Origin of the sequence: Arachidicoccus sp. BS20 (assembly GCF_001659705.1) — a bacterium.
Lineage (GTDB): Bacteria > Bacteroidota > Bacteroidia > Chitinophagales > Chitinophagaceae > Arachidicoccus.
The window spans coordinates 393320-409768 of sequence record NZ_CP015971.1 but is presented as its reverse complement, the minus strand read 5'-3'; the positions used below and the strand labels follow the sequence as shown (position 1 = coordinate 409768).

The following is a 16449-nucleotide window of genomic DNA, read 5'->3' as shown; positions in this document are numbered from 1 at the left end:
AGACGCTTCACACAGCGAAAATTTTGATAATCTTTTTATAAAATAATTAATTTAAGTCGCAAGAATTTATTTCGGTATCTATTTTATTTCAGGTATTTAGATTCCGCAACAAGTTCGGAACGTGCAAAGGTTTTCAAATATTTTAAGCCTTAAACAATTTTTAATTAATAATTATTCACATGAACATCGCAATCATCAAATACAACGCAGGCAACATTCAATCGGTTTTATATGCTTTGGAGCGCATTGGTTTTTCGGCAAAAGTTACGGATGACGAGAACGAAATTTTATCCGCCGACAAAGTGATTTTTCCCGGCGTGGGCGAGGCGAGCAGCGCCATGAAATATTTGCGCGAGCGTAATCTTGATACGCTCATCAAAAACCTGCAACAACCCGTATTGGGTATTTGTCTGGGAATGCAACTGATGTGCCGCCACAGCGAAGAAAACGATGCGCGATGCTTGGGCATTTTTGATGAAGATGTGAAGCTATTTTCACCCTCTCCTTTGGAGAGGGACGGGGTGAGGCTGCTGAAAGTTCCACAGATTGGTTGGAACAATATTTATAATTTGCAATCGCCGTTGTTTGCGGGCGTACAGGAAAACAGTTATGTGTATCTCGTACACAGTTACGCTGCTGCTTTAGGTGAGCATACTATTGCAACTGCCGATTATGTGCAGCCGTACAGTACAGCTTTGCACAAAAACAATTTTTACGGCGTTCAGTTTCATCCTGAAAAAAGTGCGGAAGTAGGAGAGCAAATTTTGCGTAATTTTGCGGAGAATATATAAATTAAATGCAGGATTATGCAAGATTATGTCAGAGTTACAGAACAACCATCGCCGTACAGGCACCTGGAAAAAATGCCCGTGAAAGATTTGCTTGAGGGAATGAATAAAGAAGATGAATGCGTGCCGAAAGCTGTACAAAAAGCCATTCCGCAGATAGAAAAACTAATCAATGCAGTAGTTGAAAAATTGCAGCTCGGCGGTCGCTTGTTTTATATCGGTGCAGGCACCAGCGGACGTCTTGGTGTGTTGGATGCGAGCGAATGCCCGCCAACTTTTGGCGTACCTGAAGATTTGATAAACGGCATTATTGCCGGTGGCGAAACGGCTTTGCGCCATGCCGTTGAAAACGCAGAAGATGATTATGAACAAGGCTGGCAGGATTTGCTGAATGAAAAAATATCTACGAAAGATTTCGTAATCGGGCTTACCGCAAGCGGCGGCGCACCTTACGTGTTGGGTGCCTTGGAAAATTGCAAACAAAATAATATTGCCACAGGCTGCATTACTTGCAACGCAAATGCTTATGTGGCACAGGTTTCGGACTATCCGGTCGAAGTAATTGTAGGCGCGGAGTTTTTGACGGGAAGTACAAGATTGAAAAGCGGAACTGCGCAAAAATTGGTGCTGAATATGATTTCTACCATTACCATGATTCGCCTGAACAAAGTTCACGACAATCAAATGGTAAATATGCAACTGACGAATGAAAAACTAATCGACAGAGGAACAAGAATGCTCATGAATAATCTCAATATTGATGATTACCAAAAGGCGAAAGAATTGCTGCTGAAATATGGAAGCGTTGCAAAAGCGGAAGAAAATTTTGTGTTTAGTTAAAGAGAATTAATCCGTAGAGGTTTATAAAGTTTTTTCACGGAGTTATGCAGTGAATTCTTTATGTAACTTTGCATTTGCTTAGTGCAATTTTGTGTAACAACTTTATATCAATTCAATCAATGTCTTTTAAGAAAAGTACCAACAATTATCAATCCAAGAAAAACATTATCGCGGGGCGCAATCCTTTGCTGGAAGCCTTGCGCAGCGGCGATAACATCGATAAAATATTGCTCTTTAAAAATGCTTCGGGCGATGTCATTAATGACATTCGCAACAAAGCAAAACAGCTCAATATTCCTATTCAATATGTGCCAAATGAAAAGCTGAACCAATTAACCAATATCAATCATCAGGGTGTAGTTGCGTTTAAGTCATCGGTTATTTATCAGGATTTGCAGCAAGTGATTGATTGGATTAACGGCAATGGCGAAGTTCCGTTATTATTGATGCTCGATGGCGTTACGGACGTGCGTAACATTGGCGCGATTGCACGGAGTGCGCTCTGTACAGGTGTCCATGCGATTATCATTCCCGATAAAGGCGTAGGCGCGTTGCACGAAGACGCGGTAAAAAGCAGCGCAGGCGCGTTGGAAAAAATTCAGATTTGCCGTGTGAACAGTTTGCTGAAAGCCGTTGATGACCTGCATCTGAACGGCATCAAAGTTTTTACGAGCGAAATGAATGCCTCGAAAAAAATATTTGAAATTGATTTTACCGAACCTTGCTGCATTGTAATGGGCGGCGAAGAAAACGGTGTTCAATCTTATATTTCAAAAGCTGCGGACGAGAAATTTTCCATTCCCATGAAAAGCGATTTCGATTCGCTGAATGTTTCTGTTGCCACAGGTATTTCGTTGTATGAAGCGATGAAGCAAAGATTATAAATGCTTAATGCTATAAATCGGAATCGGCGGATCAAAGTATTGATTATTCTCATTCCTGTTATAAATCTGCAATACAATATCCATCCCTTTTACCACACGACCGAATGCTGCATAACCCAGTTTGTCAGGATTATTCACACCGCCGGAATCGTAACCCGGCTGGTCGCCGATGCAGATAAAAAATTCCGAAGTTGCCGTGCCGGGCTCTTCACGTGCCAAAGAAATTGTGCCGTTTTTATGCAGAATCCCTGTTTTCTTGGTGCTTTCGTGCGGAATGCCTTTGAGTGTTGCATATTTCGCAGGATTGGTTTGCCAGATGCCGCCTTGTATTAATTCTACTTTCGAAGCATTGGACGGCTGATTATCTCTGTTCAATACACGATAAAAATTTGAGCTGCTATACAATCCGGAATCAACATAAGACAAAAATGCGGCAACGGTTTTAGGCGCTTGTTTTGGATATAATTCCACTTCAATATCGCCGAGTTTTGTTGTAATTAATACATGAGGATTAGTGTACTTATGATGCGAAGTGCAACCATAAACTAATAAAATAGTGGTAAGAATAAAGAAGAGTTTTTTCATTTTTAATAATTAACTTTCAATGTCTTTGAGATTTCTCCTTATGTTGAAATGACGGATGCCGTGTTGTTCTTATCACTTCAACACAACCGCACTCAACGCCGGCAAATGTACATTCAGTTCAAAATATTTTGCGGCTTTATCTATTTCCTGCATGTCAATATTGGGATTATATACTTCATCAGTTCCCCAAAAAAGTTGACTGTCGCTATTGAAAATTTCTGTCCATTTTGTTTTTCCGAAAACATTAATTTTCCAATTCCAACGCACTTCGGGAAGCATATTTAAAATAACCAAAATATCGTCTTTGGCTTTCAAGCCTTTGCGCTTAAATGCAAGCACAGCCTCGCTTTCATGCTTTAAGTCTATCCATTCAAAGCCATCGTGTTCAAATTGTTTTTCGTACAAAGCATTTTCTTCCCGGTACAATTTGTTTAGCGCTTTTACACACTCTTTCATGCCCTGATGACTTTGCCACATTAGCAAATCCCATTGCAGTTCGCTCTTATAATTCCATTCCCCGGTAGCTGCAAATTCATTGCCCATAAACAACAACTTTGCCCCAGGATGCAGAAACATATATGAATACAACAAACGAAGGTTGGCAAACTTCTGCCAATCATCGCCGGGCATTTTGTAGAGCATCGGGCTTTTACCATGAACGACTTCGTCGTGGCTCAAAGGCAGCATAAAATTTTCATCATAAAAATACGCCATGCTGAACGTAATATCATTCTGATGATACGGACGATAAACCGGCTCGCGTTTAAAATATTTCAGCGTATCGTGCATCCAGCCCATCATCCATTTCATACCGAAACCCATGCCTCCTTCAAATGTTGGTTTGCTTATTTTAGACCAGTCAGTAGATTCTTCTGCAATAGTTTGTATATCGGGGAAATCCCGGTATAAAGTTTCGTTCAGCAGCTTTATAAAATCAATTGCCTCAAGATTGCCGTTGCCGCCATGAATATTAGCTTCCCATTGCCCTTCTTCCCGGCTGTAATCCAGTCGCAGTACGGAACTCACGGCATCCACACGTATCCCGTCCGCATGAAAACGGTCGCACCAAAAGTGGGCGCTGCTCAACAAAAAACTACGTACCTCGCCACGTGAATAATTGAAAATATACGAGTTCCAGTCGGGATGAAATCCCTTGCGCATATCGGCATATTCATAAGTGTGTTCGCCGTCGAAACGGTAGAGTCCGTGAGCATCTGCAGGAAAATGCGAAGGCACCCAATCGAGAATTACACCAATATTTTCGTTATGCAACGTATCAATTAGTTTCATTAAATCTTCAGGTTTGCCGAAGCGGCTTGTAGCGGCAAAAAATCCTGTTCCCTGATAACCCCAGCTTCCGTCAAAAGGATGTTCCATCACAGGCATAAACTCAACATGCGTAAACCCCAATTCTTTCACATAAGGCACAAGCAAATCAATCATGTTGAGATAGGTATTGTACGATTCTTCGTTGTATTTATCGGGTCGCATCCAACTCGCAAGATGCACTTCATATATGGAAAATGGTGCATTGAGCGCATTGATTTTCTTTCTTTTCTTCATCCATAAATCGTCCTGCCAATTGTAATTTAAGGTATGAGTAATAGATGCCGTTTTAGGACGTTTCTCTGCAAAGTTAGCAAAAGGGTCGGCTTTGTAAAGCGTTTCATTATCTGCGGTAATGATGCAGTATTTGTACAATTCGTCCACTGCAACATTCGGAATAAATCCTTCCCAAATACCGGAAGAATCCTGACGAACAATTAATTTGTGGGCATCTTTATTCCAATGGTTAAAATCTCCTATAACCGAGACGTATCGGGCATTTGGCGCCCATACAGCAAAATATGTTCCCGGCGTGTTAAGGACAGTAATTTGTTTATTTCCAAATAACTTATACAGTCTGCAATGCGTACCGTATTGATAAGATTTTATATCATCATCTGTAAACAAAGAATAGTTCCATACAGGCTTGGATGTATCGATAAAATATTGTTCTTCGTACGGCGGCATTTGCTCACTCATGATTATAAAGATTATGAATAAGCAAGATACGAATGAATTATGAATTGCAACAACAGAAACAGACTGCATGAAACCGGCAGGTTAAAAAGGTATGAAGTCGGCAGAGTTCCAATAAATAATAAACGACTCAATAGTAATTTTTCTAAATCTTATTTCACTTCTTCAACCACAACAGCCGTTCCATACGCAAGCACTTCGGTAATTCCATTCATTACTTCGTTGGCATCGTAGCGCATATTGATAACGGCATTGGCGCCTAATTGCCGTGCGTGTTCAATCATTAAGTCCAAGGCTTCTTCTCTTGTTTTTTCGCAGAGTTCCGTGAAAACACTAAGCTTTCCGCCAAACAGACTTTGAATGCCGCCTGCAAAATTTCCGAACACGCTTCTCGAACGAACTGTGATGCCGCGTACAAGCCCTAATTGTTTTACCACATTATAGCCTTCCAAAGTTGTGCTTGTGGTAATGAGTGTTGTGTCCATTTTTTTGTTTTAGTTTGGTATAAAAATACAAAAAAGCGAGTTGAAATTTCAACCCGCTTTTCATTTAATATTTCTTATTTCAAACTTACTTCACTTCTTCAAACTCTGCATCGGTTACATTATCGCCGCTGCTTTGTTGAGAAGAACCGGTGTCTGTCGTTGCGTTTGCAGAAGCATCCCCGCCGTCTTGCTGCGCTTTGTAAATGTCTTCGCTTGCGGCTGTCCATGCGGCATTCAACGCTTCGAGAGATGTATCAACAGATGCAATATTCTGCGATTTGTGCGCTTCTTTCAAGTTGTTCAACGCAGTTTCGATAGCGCCTTTTTTATCCGCAGGAATTTTATCGCCAAACTCTTTCAGTTGTTTTTCCGTTTGGAAAATCAGGCTGTCGGCTTGGTTCAGTTTATCTACTTTTTCGCGTTCAGCTTTATCGGCAGATTCGTTGGCTTTAGCTTCCGCTTTCATCTTTTCGATTTCATCTTTGCTCAAACCGCTACCTGCTTCAATACGGATTTTTTGTTCCTTGCCTGTGCCTTTGTCTTTCGCGCTTACGTGCAAAATACCGTTGGCGTCAATATCAAAAGTTACTTCGATTTGCGGAACGCCGCGCGGTGCAGGCGGAATGCCGTCTAAGTTAAATACGCCCAAACTTTTATTGTCTTTCGCCATAGAACGTTCGCCTTGCAGAATATGAATTTGTACGCCCGGTTGATTGTCGCTTGCTGTTGAAAATACTTCCGTTTTCTTTGACGGAATAGTTGTGTTCGCAGGAATCATAGGCGTCATTACGCTGCCCATTGTTTCGATACCTAAAGTCAAAGGCGTAACGTCCAGCAACAATACATCTTTCACTTCGCCTGTTAAAACTGCGCCCTGAATAGCTGCACCAATTGCAACTACTTCATCGGGATTCACACCTTTATGCGGTTTCTTACCGAAGAATTTTTCTACAATTTCCTGTACTTTCGGAATACGAGTAGAACCACCGACAAGAATTACTTCGTCAATATCGCTTGTGCTGTAACCTGCATCTTTCAACGCAGCTTCACAAGGTTTCAAACATCTTTCAAAAAGACTGTCGCTCAATTGCTCAAATTTGGCACGGCTTAGTTTTTTCACTAAGTGTTTAGGCACGCCATCAACTGCCGTGATGTAAGGCAAATTGATTTCCGTTTCGGTAGAAGAGGACAATTCGACTTTTGCTTTTTCCGCTGCTTCTTTCAAACGTTGCAAAGCCATCGGGTCTTTGCGCAGGTCAATGCCCTCATCGCTTTTAAATTCGTCAGCGAGCCAATCCATAATTACTTTATCAAAATCATCGCCGCCAAGATGCGTATCGCCGTTGGTTGATTTTACTTCAAACACACCGTCGCCCAAATCCAAGATGGAAATATCGAATGTACCTCCGCCCAAATCGAACACGGCAATTTTATGTTCCTTACCGCCTTTGTCCAAACCGTAAGCCAACGCTGCGGCTGTGGGTTCATTCACTATTCTGCGCACATTTAAACCTGCGATTTCGCCTGCTTCTTTCGTTGCCTGGCGTTGTGCATCGTTGAAGTATGCAGGAACCGTAATCACGGCTTCTGTTACTTCCTGCCCCAAATAATCTTCCGCCGTTTTTTTCATTTTCTGTAAAACCATTGCGGAAATTTCCTGCGGCGTATATTGACGACCGTCAATATCCACGCGCACGGTATTGTTGTCGCCTTTCACTACTTTGTAGCTGAAATGCGTGATTTCGTTGCCAACTTCATCAAACTTGCGACCCATAAAACGCTTTACACTCATGATGGTGTTTTGCGGATTGGTAATCGCCTGGCGCTTTGCGGGATCGCCCACTTTACGCTCGCCGTTTTTCAAAAATGCCACGACCGACGGCGTGGTACGGCGCCCCTCGTCGTTGGCAATTACCACAGGTTCGTTACCTTCCATTACGGCAACGCAGCTGTTGGTTGTTCCTAAGTCAATTCCTATAATTTTTCCCATTGTATATTGATATTTAATTTTTTAAAAAGATTTTCTAACAAATAGTCAATCATTGTGCCACAGGTAATTGCTATGCAAAAATGACAGTTTGGTAAAGGTTTGTTGATTTCAGATATTAAAAAAGTTGAATAATGTCATGTGGGAGTGAAAATGATTGACATTTTGTAAGATTTTCCCGCAGATGAACGCAGATTTGTTTCGCAGATTCGCACAGAAAAATCAGCGAATATCTACGTGTTTTTAATCAGCGTCTTCTGCGAGAAAAGAAAATAAAAAACCGATGATTTCAAGAATCATCGGCTATCTCATTCGGTTGTAGGTATTTTTAATTTAAGTTCATCGGAACTTCCATTAACAGAATTTCCGCGTCTTGCGCATTTGCCGTAATATCGATTTTGTCTGTATCCCAAATTCCCAACCCGTCTCTTTCGTTTAACACGTTTCCATTAACAGAAAAATCTCCTTTAATTACAAATGCGTAAATGCCGTTGCCATGCTTTTTCAATTTGTATTCGGCTGAAAAACCTCTGTCAAATTTCCCCATGTGAAACCATGCATCCTGATGAATCCATACGCCTTCATCGCCGGCATTAGGAGAGAGGATTTGTTGCAATTTATTATATCTGTCGTCAGCGTTCAGCGTAATTTGGTCATAACGCGGCGTTACATTTTCCTTGTTGGGGAAAATCCATATTTGTAAAAATTTTACCTGTTCGTCTTTATTCCTGTTGTATTCGCTGTGATAAATTCCGGTTCCTGCACTCATTGCCTGAATATCGCCTTTGCGGATAACGGCTGTGTTGCCCATGCTGTCCTTATGTTCCAAATCGCCTTCGAGCGGAATGCTGATAATTTCCATATTTTCGTGCGGATGCGCGCCGAAGCCCATTCCCTGAGAAACCGTATCGTCGTTCAATACGCGGAGCACGCCGAAGTGTACTCTTTCGGGATTATAATAATTCGCAAAACTGAATGTGTGATAACTGTTGAGCCAACCGTGATTGGCGTGCCCTCTTGTGTCGGCTTTATGTAAGATTGTCTTTGCCATATCGTATTTTCCTTTTTTGAATGCAAAGATGCGACGGGCAGAGAGGTGTTTCCAATAATGTAGATTAAGAGTTTAGATAGGAGTGCAATACAACTTATTGTTGTCAGAAAAATCTATCCAAAATGCTAAACCTTTTTTATTGTCTGATGAATAAATTATTTGTTGAAATGCACCAATATAATCTTTGTAATGTTCTTCGGTTGGAACTTTAATGAATCTTTTTGTTCGGTTTATATTTCCTTTAGTAAAAGAAATAATTTCATGTATTACGGAGAAATGATTGTTCTCAAAATCGTCATAGATACAACGTAAATTATCCTTTTTGTCAAAGTTAATAGTCAATAATGCGCCATGTTTTGCAAGTAATATCGGCGCACTCCAATTCTTACCTTTATTGTTACTGTAACTGATATACAGCTCATTTATATGATGCGGTTTTTGCCAACCGATTGCAATATTTTCTTTGTTGTTTGCAAGAACCGTCATTGCGCTTATAAGCGAATCAGATATTTGTGCAATTGGTTTGATATTATCCTCGTTTAAATTATTTGTAAAATAAATATTGCCTTTCCAATACGAGCCTACGGAAAATAATAATCCATTTTCCGAATTATTTAGTGATGCGCCTAAAAAAATAGTATTTCTGTTGATTGACGGCGAATATTGAGCTGACCAAGTTTTACAATCGTCTTTAGAAGTCTGTATTTGTACAAAACCTGTGTCCAGCATTTTATTGTATTGAACATAAGATAAATAACATATTCCTTTGTGAAAACTTATTGCGGGCTAGTCCAAAAGTGTGTTGTCGGAATGTACAGGGATTGAGGTTAATGCAAATTCGTTAGTTGTATTATTAAGTTTATAAACCGCAATATCGCTTGAAAAGAAACTACTATCAACGCGCATCAATGCCAAAAACGTGTTACCTAAAGAATCGGTTGTCAAAGTGGGATTTCCTATAATAAGTGTGCCTGCTTTGTCAATAATCTTCTTGGATTGCCATGTTTTACCAAAATCATTTGATACGGAATATGCCACACAAAAATCGCCTGTGTGTTGTGTATCAAATATGGTTTTTGAAGGTCTTGCTCCCATCCATACAGCAATTACTTTATTTTTTGATATAAAGGATGCTGTAATTTCATAGCATCTGCTGCCATTAGCGATTAAGGATGAAGTTTGTGAGTGGCAAATGTTTGCGCAGAAAAATAATAAAATAAATAGAGTACGCATCATGAAACATCACTTATTGCATCGTTCAAAAAATGATTAAAAGGTTGTAATGCTTTCAACGCATTCGCGGCATAAGAAAGAAATTTTTCGGAAAGAACATCTTCATCTTTTACATAATGAATGGCAATCATTTCCTTGTGTTTCAGGTATTCTGCCAAAGGATGTTCTTTATCAAAACCTTGCGGAACTTTGGATAATTTTTCATTCTCAAGCGCGTAATATTTTTTAAAAATTTTCTCATTGATGATATTGGAAAATGCTTCCGAATTATATACAATTTCCTGCCTGATTGCTTTTAAAACTTTCGGTTCGGGTAAATGAATGCCGCCTGCGAGAAAAGAACCGTTCGGCTCGATGTGCAAATAATACGCGGATTTTGCCATATTCATTTTGCCGGAAAGCAGCGCGCCGAAATTGGTTTTGTACGGCGATTTGTCTTTTGAAAAACGAATGTCGCGATTGATGCGGAACACGCAATCTTTTGCATTCAGTTCTGCAATGTATGGTTCAAACTTTCCCAGTTCTTTGAGCATTGCATCTACAAACTGATGAAAATTTCCCTTCGCTAAATCATACTTTTCTTTGTTGGCATGAAACCAATCGCGGTCGTTGTGCTTTTTTAACGCTGTGAGAAATTGGAGTGTTTGTTTATGAATTGTTGCGGACATACATTAATATTTTGAATTTCTCATTCCGTGCATAATGCTATTGACAAAAACGGTATTGTTTTCGATTTCGTAAATAATCAAATATGGAAATCTGTTGGTTTTAATCCGTCTGTAAATATCATTGACATAACTGTAATATTCGGGATGCTCACTGATTTTTTCTAAAGATATTTCTACTTCTTCCACGAACTCATTTCCTAAACCGGTTCTTTGTTCTTCATACCAATCATAAGCATCTTGCATATCCGATATGGCTTCGGACTGTAGAACAACTTGATACATTATTCCTGTTTTCTTGTGATAATACTTTTTGCTTCTTCCCAATTATATAATTTGCTTTCGCCGTTCAGTCTTTTTTGTCGGCGATTATCAAACTCGCGAATTTCTTCTTCTGAAAAAGTATATTCAAAATCATCGTCTTCACTATACTCTTTTGCAAGCGCATACAAAAGTTTCAAAAGCTTGCCATCGCCTGTATCTATATATTGATGCAGTTTCTGCCGAATAGTTGTTGTTGTCATAATTCATTCAATTTTTCGATAACAAATTTACATTTAATTCTTTCAAAAGAAAAAACTAAAAACCGTTGTGTATTTAACTGCAAAACGAAGTTTGACGCAATCAAATACACAACAAATATGTATAAACCTTAGTAACATAAACAGCCTTTGAGAAAATACCTTATTACGCTTTATTGCAAGTAAAAAATAATGTAATAAGGTGAAATTCATCAGTAATTTGATTATTACTAAGGTTGTAATAAAAGTGTTCGGAAAAAGTATAAAAAAATGTTTGGAAAACCCTTTTTATCCACACTTTCAAATCATCAATCTTAAATCCAAAATCACAAATAAGAAATGATTATCTTGCAACTCGTATGGACAATTTTGTAGTATCGGCACGAAAATATCGCCCGCAAACTTTCGACACGGTTGTGGGGCAAAAACATATCACAACAACTTTAAAAAACGCGATTAAGAATCATCAGTTGGCGCACGCATTTTTGTTCTGCGGTCCGCGCGGCGTGGGCAAAACCACCTGCGCACGTATTTTGGCAAAAACAATCAACTGCGAAAACCTTCAGCCGAATGGCGAAGCTTGCGACAAATGCCCGTCGTGCGTGAGTTTCAACGATGGTGCATCTTTAAATATTCACGAATTAGACGCCGCGAGCAATAACTCTGTGGATGACATTCGCGCGCTTGTCGAGCAAGTACGTTTTGCGCCGCAGGCGGGGAAATACAAAGTATATATTGTGGACGAAGTTCACATGCTGAGCGCAAGCGCATTCAATGCTTTTCTGAAAACTCTGGAAGAACCACCGGGCTATGCGATTTTTATTTTGGCAACTACGGAAAAACATAAAATTCTTCCCACGATTTTGAGCCGTTGTCAAATCTTCGATTTTAAAAGAATTACCAATAACGATACGGTTGAACATCTCGAAGAAATTGTTGAGAACGAACATCTCAATGCCGAGAAAGCTGCGCTGCAAGTAATTGCGCAAAAGAGTGAAGGCTGTATGCGCGATGCGTTAAGCATTCTGGATAAAATCGTCAGTTTTACCGATGGAAAATTAACGTACCAAAATACAATTGATAACCTGAATATTCTGGATGAAGATTATTATTTCAAAATGCTGGAATGCTTACTGCAACAGGATTTGGCAGGATTAATGTTGTTGTACGACGAAATCAACCGAAAAGGCTTTGAAGGCGACATGGTACTAAACGGCTTTGCGGAATTTATCAGGAATTTATTGGTTTGCCAGGATTCAAAAGCCGCAAGTTTACTGGATGTTGTGGAAGGTTTGCAACAGAAATATTTGGACTTTGCGAAGAAAGTTTCGGCTTCATTGTTGGTAAGTGCGTTGAATATTTTGAACGAAGCGGAAATCAATTACAAGCAAGCGCGCAACAAAAGGTTGCACGTAGAAATGGCATTAATCAAACTGAATTTTTTACAACAAGCCATAGAATTAGCTTCCGAGAATGGAGTTGTTATAAAAAAAAAGCGGATTGACGGACCGGTAGCTTTTCGCGAAAAGAAAATCGAGCCTTTGCAAATCATTGCGCAGCCGCAGGCTCCGAAAGACACTTCTGCGAGATTGTATATAGCAAAAGAAACTCCCGGAAAAACTACGACAAAAGAAGATGTGAAACCGATTGTTGAAGAGAAAAAAACTGTCGCACAAAATCCTTTGCCGAAAGCAAAACCACAAATTTCGACACGAGTACAATCGCCTGTTTCCAAACAGACTTTACTGGATGCAATTAAAGCGAAAGTGGGCAAAGAATATGATGTAACGGAAGTTGAAAATCCCGAACCGCTTGAACTGTGCCGGTTACAGAGTACGTGGCTGGCGTATTCCGACGAACTGCTACAGCAAAATAAACATGCTGCCGCAATGACTTTTCGCGCTGCAGAATTAATGATTGTGGACGACGAAAATTTTAAAATATTCGTTCATACAACAGTGCAGAAAAAACAGATTGAATTGGAAAGATTGTTTGTTATGGAAAAAATCTGCGCGCTGTTTAAAAACCGGATGCTGAATTTTCAAATCGAATTTTCGCAGTCCGATGAAGAGCCGGAAGATGTAAAACCTGTATTGAACAGTCGTCAAAGATTTGAAATAATGGCAGAAAAAAATCCTGCGTTGAAATTGCTGAAAGACAAACTGAAACTAAATATCGATTATTAATTTGATAATTTGACGATGTGATAATTTGATAATATTATTGTGAAAATTTAATTCAATACATGAACTATTTACAAGCGCTCATTCTCGGTATCATCGAAGGATTGACGGAGTTTTTACCTGTTTCGTCCACAGGACATTTGATTATCGGAAGCACACTGCTCGGACTTGATACAAGCAATCAATTCGTACAATTGTTCATTGTTGCTATTCAGCTTGGGACAATACTTTCCGTAATTGTTTTGTACTTCAAAAGATTTTTAAAGTCGCTGGACTTTTATTACAGATTGATTGTTGCATTCATTCCCGCCGCGATACTCGGCGTATTGTTTAGTAAAAAAATAGATGCGTTTTTGGGAAGCATCGAAGTCGTTGCTGTTGCACTGTTGGTCGGCGGTATTGTATTGTTGTTTATTGATAAAGTATTTAAAAATCCCACGGTAGAAAGTGCCGATAAAGTTCCTTATCCGAAAGCGTTTGTCATTGGCATTTGGCAATGTTTGGCTATGATTCCGGGCGTAAGCCGAAGCGCAGCAAGCATCATTGGCGGAATGCAGCAAAAACTTACAAAGAAAGCGGCAGCGGAATTTTCTTTCTTTCTTGCTGTGCCAACTATGTTCGGCGCAACGGCAAAAAAATTATTTGATTTTTACAAACAAGGTTATCGCGTTTCTTCGCACGAATTAGGATTGTTGGGCGTAGGAAATTTAGTTGGATTTGTTGTGGCAATTATTGCTATAAAATCGTTTATCAATTTTGTATCCAAACACGGATTTCAGGCATTTGGCGTGTATCGCATCATTGTAGGAATTGTAATTTTAATCTTCATTTTTTCAGGGCATAGTTTGCAAATGGTTTAATGAACAAAACAACTTCTTCTAAAAAAATTATTAACGGCTGGGCAATGTACGACTGGGCAAACAGCGCGTACAATCTCGTAATTACTTCTACTATTTTCCCTGTTTATTACGATGCCATTACTACATTGAAAGACAGTAATGGTAAGGCTTTTAGCCATTCGGTTTCTTTTCTTGGGACAAAATTTGAAAGCGGTGCTTTGTATAATTATGCCATCGCAACAGCTTATTTGATTATTGCGATTTTATCGCCGATGCTCTCTTCCGTTGCCGATGGAAGAGGAAACAAAAAACGCTTCATGCAGTTCTTTTGTTATCTCGGTTCGCTGGCTTGCTGCGTGCTGTTTTTCTTTACAAAAACAAGATTGAATTTGGGAATTATCTGTTGCATTTTAGCTGCGATTGGTTATTGCGGAAGTCTTGTTTTTTACAACGCATATCTGCCGGAAATTGCGCCTGAAAAAGAACAAGATAATGTGAGCGCGAAAGGTTTTGCTTACGGATATATCGGCAGTGTAATTTTACAATTAATTTGTTTTGTTTTTGTATTGACGAAGCCTTTTGGTATGGACGAAGGCTTTGCTTCACGGTTGTCGTTTTTACTTGTAGGCTTGTGGTGGCTTGGGTTTGCGCAGATTACTTTTGCTGTTTTACCGAAAGTAAAAACCAATAAAACGGAAGTAACATTATTCAACAAAGGCTTTGTCGAATTAAAAAAAGTTTGGCAACAACTCAAACATTTACCTGTATTAAAAAGATATTTATTTGCCTTTTTCTTTTACAGCATGGGCGTACAAACCGTGATGCTCGCAGCAACTTTATTCGGAAGCCAGGTGCTACAATTGCAAGCCTCGCAGTTGATAACCTGTATTTTAATTATTCAGTTGGTTGCCATTGCCGGCTCATATTTAATGGCGAAATTATCGGAACGCTTCGGCAACCTAAAAGTCTTGTCGTTCGTAGTTTTGGTGTGGATTGGCGTTTGCGCGATGGCGTATTTTATACAAACGGCAACAGGCTTTTATATCGTTGCAACGCTTGTAGGAATTGTTATGGGCGGCATTCAATCTTTAAGTCGTTCCACGTATTCCAAACTGATGCCCGAAACCAAAGACACTGCTTCGTTTTTCAGCTTTTATGATGTGTCGGAAAAAATCGGAATTGTGATTGGAACCTTCAGTTTCGGATTTATCCAGCAACTCACAGGCAATATGCGTTATTCAATTTTGGTACTGATTGCTTTCTTTCTCGTTGGTTTCTTCGGGCTGATTTATTCGCAAAAGAAAAATATTCTTTGAGACTTCTCCCTTTGGTAGATATTTCGTTTTTTAAATAAATTTGGTTTATATTGTAAACTACTTTATTTTTGTGTCATATTTATAAAAACAAAATCATGGAAGAAAAAAATATCTCGCCTGAAGAAAGCCTGCAAATCATTGAGAAAATGCTTGCTGATACAAGAAACCGCTTTTACAATAATGGTTTTGCATTTCTGTTTTGGGGCGCATTGATTATCATTGCTTGTATTGTAGATTATTGTTCAGATGTGGCCGGTCATAACATTTCCGGCTATGTATGGATGATGGCTATTGCTATCGGCATGATAGTTACGGCGTTGTATTACGCAGTAATTGCGCCTAAAGAAAGAAGGTTTTCCAAGCTTGATTCCATCAACGGAAAGTTGTGGATCAGTTTTGGTATAAGTTACCTCGTTCTTGGATTTCTTTGTGTTCACTTAAAAGTAGATATGCCACCATTTATTTACTGCATATTGGGATTGTGTATGTTCACGTCGGGCGGCATTTATAAATTCTGGTCGTTGTATGCAGGCGCGGTTGTGTTTTGGCTCGGAGCGATTGCCGATGTGTTGTTGCCTCGCGGCACGGATACATTGCTTGTAGCTATTGCCGTTATGTTTTTAGGGTATCTTGTTCCCGGATATTTATTGTGGAAGAAAGCAAAAAAAGAAGCGAATGTTTAAAGCGTTAGACCCTCTGTTACATTCGGAGCTGCGACTCGCAATCATCAGCTTGTTGGTAGGTGCAACGGAAGCAGAGTTCGGAGAAATAAAAGAAAAAACGGGCGCAACATCAGGTAATCTCAGCGTACAGTTGCAGAAACTTGCCGAAGCAGAATACATTACGCTGAAAAAATCTTTTAAAGGAAAATATCCATTGACGACCTGTAAAATCACGAAGAAAGGCATTAAGGCGTTTGACGATTATGTGGACGCTTTGAAGGATTATTTAAAGCCGAAAAAATGATGTTTTACCGAAAGTTAATGTTGACTGAACGGAAAGGTGTTGTTGAATAATTTTAATCAATTTTATTTAGCATAAAGTTTAAAA

At 39.5% G+C, this 16449-nt stretch carries 18 protein-coding genes; 8 read left to right on the top strand and 10 right to left on the bottom strand.

Annotation, left to right across the window (positions count from 1 at the left end):
- The first annotated feature begins 179 nt into the window (after positions 1 to 179).
- The 3 genes from hisH to rlmB all read left to right on the top strand — a co-directional run bounded on the left by hisH (position 180) and on the right by rlmB (position 2512).
- Positions 180 to 791 (top strand): imidazole glycerol phosphate synthase subunit HisH, encoded by a 612-nt coding sequence (gene hisH / locus A9P82_RS01910; protein ID WP_066203603.1) that lies wholly within the window; start codon positions 180 to 182, stop codon positions 789 to 791.
- A 15-nt stretch (positions 792 to 806) separates the two neighbouring features.
- Positions 807 to 1628: an N-acetylmuramic acid 6-phosphate etherase gene (locus A9P82_RS01905; protein ID WP_066203601.1), complete on the top strand. Its 822-nt coding sequence runs from the start codon at positions 807 to 809 to the stop codon at positions 1626 to 1628.
- Between the two features lie 119 nt (positions 1629 to 1747).
- A complete protein-coding gene (rlmB, locus tag A9P82_RS01900) occupies positions 1748 to 2512 on the top strand; it encodes a 23S rRNA (guanosine(2251)-2'-O)-methyltransferase RlmB (protein ID WP_066203599.1) in 765 nt (254 codons plus the stop codon).
- Here the strand turns inward: rlmB and A9P82_RS01895 are convergent.
- From A9P82_RS01895 to A9P82_RS01850, 10 genes are all read right to left on the bottom strand, one after another.
- Positions 2507 to 3097 (bottom strand): peptidylprolyl isomerase, encoded by a 591-nt coding sequence (locus A9P82_RS01895; protein WP_066203596.1) that lies wholly within the window; start codon positions 3095 to 3097, stop codon positions 2507 to 2509. The genes rlmB and A9P82_RS01895 overlap by 6 nt on opposite strands.
- Before the next feature lie 72 nt (positions 3098 to 3169).
- Positions 3170 to 5122: a 1,4-alpha-glucan branching protein GlgB gene (gene glgB / locus A9P82_RS01890; protein WP_082915169.1), complete on the bottom strand. Its 1953-nt coding sequence runs from the start codon at positions 5120 to 5122 to the stop codon at positions 3170 to 3172.
- A 149-nt stretch (positions 5123 to 5271) separates the two neighbouring features.
- Positions 5272 to 5604: a YbjQ family protein gene (locus tag A9P82_RS01885; protein WP_066203593.1), complete on the bottom strand. Its 333-nt coding sequence runs from the start codon at positions 5602 to 5604 to the stop codon at positions 5272 to 5274.
- 85 nt (positions 5605 to 5689) lie between these two features.
- A complete protein-coding gene (gene dnaK / locus A9P82_RS01880) occupies positions 5690 to 7594 on the bottom strand; it encodes a molecular chaperone DnaK (RefSeq protein WP_066203589.1) in 1905 nt (634 codons plus the stop codon).
- Between the two features lie 325 nt (positions 7595 to 7919).
- Complete coding sequence (locus A9P82_RS01875) at positions 7920 to 8642, bottom strand: pirin family protein (RefSeq protein WP_066203586.1); 723 nt, start codon at positions 8640 to 8642, stop codon at positions 7920 to 7922.
- Positions 8643 to 8714: 72 nt separating this feature from the next.
- Complete coding sequence (locus A9P82_RS01870; protein ID WP_066203584.1) at positions 8715 to 9371, bottom strand: hypothetical protein; 657 nt, start codon at positions 9369 to 9371, stop codon at positions 8715 to 8717.
- Between the two features lie 57 nt (positions 9372 to 9428).
- Positions 9429 to 9878: a sialidase family protein gene (locus A9P82_RS01865; RefSeq protein ID WP_156522580.1), complete on the bottom strand. Its 450-nt coding sequence runs from the start codon at positions 9876 to 9878 to the stop codon at positions 9429 to 9431.
- Positions 9875 to 10543 carry a DUF2461 domain-containing protein gene (locus A9P82_RS01860; protein ID WP_066203579.1) on the bottom strand — a complete coding sequence of 223 codons (669 nt, stop codon included), beginning with the start codon at positions 10541 to 10543 and terminating at the stop codon, positions 9875 to 9877. Before A9P82_RS01860 ends, A9P82_RS01865 begins: the two co-directional genes overlap by 4 nt.
- A gap of 3 nt (positions 10544 to 10546) precedes the next feature.
- Positions 10547 to 10825: a type II toxin-antitoxin system RelE/ParE family toxin gene (locus A9P82_RS01855; protein ID WP_082915168.1), complete on the bottom strand. Its 279-nt coding sequence runs from the start codon at positions 10823 to 10825 to the stop codon at positions 10547 to 10549.
- On the bottom strand, positions 10825 to 11064 hold the full coding sequence (locus A9P82_RS01850) for a hypothetical protein (RefSeq protein ID WP_066203576.1): 240 nt from the start codon (positions 11062 to 11064) through the stop codon (positions 10825 to 10827). The genes A9P82_RS01855 and A9P82_RS01850 overlap by 1 nt, the downstream gene beginning before the upstream one ends.
- A gap of 356 nt (positions 11065 to 11420) precedes the next feature.
- On the opposite strand from A9P82_RS01850, the gene A9P82_RS01845 reads away from it, so the two are divergent.
- The 5 genes from A9P82_RS01845 (at position 11421) to A9P82_RS01825 (ending at position 16365) form a co-directional block, all read left to right on the top strand.
- Complete coding sequence (locus tag A9P82_RS01845; RefSeq protein ID WP_066203574.1) at positions 11421 to 13247, top strand: DNA polymerase III subunit gamma/tau; 1827 nt, start codon at positions 11421 to 11423, stop codon at positions 13245 to 13247.
- Positions 13248 to 13306: 59 nt separating this feature from the next.
- Positions 13307 to 14104, top strand: a complete 798-nt coding sequence (locus A9P82_RS01840) for an undecaprenyl-diphosphate phosphatase (protein ID WP_066203572.1) — start codon at positions 13307 to 13309, stop codon at positions 14102 to 14104.
- Entirely contained in the window at positions 14104 to 15399 is a 1296-nt protein-coding gene (locus tag A9P82_RS01835) for an MFS transporter (protein WP_066203570.1), read from the top strand. The genes A9P82_RS01840 and A9P82_RS01835 overlap by 1 nt, the downstream gene beginning before the upstream one ends.
- A 95-nt stretch (positions 15400 to 15494) precedes the next feature.
- A complete protein-coding gene (locus tag A9P82_RS01830) occupies positions 15495 to 16082 on the top strand; it encodes a hypothetical protein (protein ID WP_066203567.1) in 588 nt (195 codons plus the stop codon).
- Positions 16075 to 16365 carry a winged helix-turn-helix domain-containing protein gene (locus A9P82_RS01825; RefSeq protein ID WP_066203565.1) on the top strand — a complete coding sequence of 97 codons (291 nt, stop codon included), beginning with the start codon at positions 16075 to 16077 and terminating at the stop codon, positions 16363 to 16365. Before A9P82_RS01830 ends, A9P82_RS01825 begins: the two co-directional genes overlap by 8 nt.
- Positions 16366 to 16449 lie beyond the last annotated feature (84 nt).

Excerpts from the sequence above, each read along its gene's own strand:
- A9P82_RS01840 (WP_066203572.1), top strand. The coding sequence starts at position 13,307 with ATGAACTATTTACAAGCGCTCATTCTCGGTATCATCGAAGGATTGACG.
- A9P82_RS01855 (WP_082915168.1), bottom strand. The coding sequence starts at position 10,825 with ATGTATCAAGTTGTTCTACAGTCCGAAGCCATATCGGATATGCAAGAT.
- hisH (WP_066203603.1), top strand. The coding sequence starts at position 180 with ATGAACATCGCAATCATCAAATACAACGCAGGCAACATTCAATCGGTT.
- A9P82_RS01850 (WP_066203576.1), bottom strand. The coding sequence starts at position 11,064 with ATGACAACAACAACTATTCGGCAGAAACTGCATCAATATATAGATACA.
- rlmB (WP_066203599.1), top strand. The coding sequence starts at position 1,748 with ATGTCTTTTAAGAAAAGTACCAACAATTATCAATCCAAGAAAAACATT.
- A9P82_RS01865 (WP_156522580.1), bottom strand. The coding sequence starts at position 9,878 with ATGATGCGTACTCTATTTATTTTATTATTTTTCTGCGCAAACATTTGC.
- A9P82_RS01875 (WP_066203586.1), bottom strand. The coding sequence starts at position 8,642 with ATGGCAAAGACAATCTTACATAAAGCCGACACAAGAGGGCACGCCAAT.
- A9P82_RS01845 (WP_066203574.1), top strand. The coding sequence starts at position 11,421 with ATGGACAATTTTGTAGTATCGGCACGAAAATATCGCCCGCAAACTTTC.
- A9P82_RS01905 (WP_066203601.1), top strand. The coding sequence starts at position 807 with ATGCAAGATTATGTCAGAGTTACAGAACAACCATCGCCGTACAGGCAC.
- A9P82_RS01870 (WP_066203584.1), bottom strand. The coding sequence starts at position 9,371 with ATGCTGGACACAGGTTTTGTACAAATACAGACTTCTAAAGACGATTGT.
- A9P82_RS01830 (WP_066203567.1), top strand. The coding sequence starts at position 15,495 with ATGGAAGAAAAAAATATCTCGCCTGAAGAAAGCCTGCAAATCATTGAG.
- A9P82_RS01860 (WP_066203579.1), bottom strand. The coding sequence starts at position 10,543 with ATGTCCGCAACAATTCATAAACAAACACTCCAATTTCTCACAGCGTTA.
- dnaK (WP_066203589.1), bottom strand. The coding sequence starts at position 7,594 with ATGGGAAAAATTATAGGAATTGACTTAGGAACAACCAACAGCTGCGTT.
- A9P82_RS01825 (WP_066203565.1), top strand. The coding sequence starts at position 16,075 with ATGTTTAAAGCGTTAGACCCTCTGTTACATTCGGAGCTGCGACTCGCA.
- A9P82_RS01835 (WP_066203570.1), top strand. The coding sequence starts at position 14,104 with ATGAACAAAACAACTTCTTCTAAAAAAATTATTAACGGCTGGGCAATG.
- glgB (WP_082915169.1), bottom strand. The coding sequence starts at position 5,122 with ATGAGTGAGCAAATGCCGCCGTACGAAGAACAATATTTTATCGATACA.
- A9P82_RS01885 (WP_066203593.1), bottom strand. The coding sequence starts at position 5,604 with ATGGACACAACACTCATTACCACAAGCACAACTTTGGAAGGCTATAAT.
- A9P82_RS01895 (WP_066203596.1), bottom strand. The coding sequence starts at position 3,097 with ATGAAAAAACTCTTCTTTATTCTTACCACTATTTTATTAGTTTATGGT.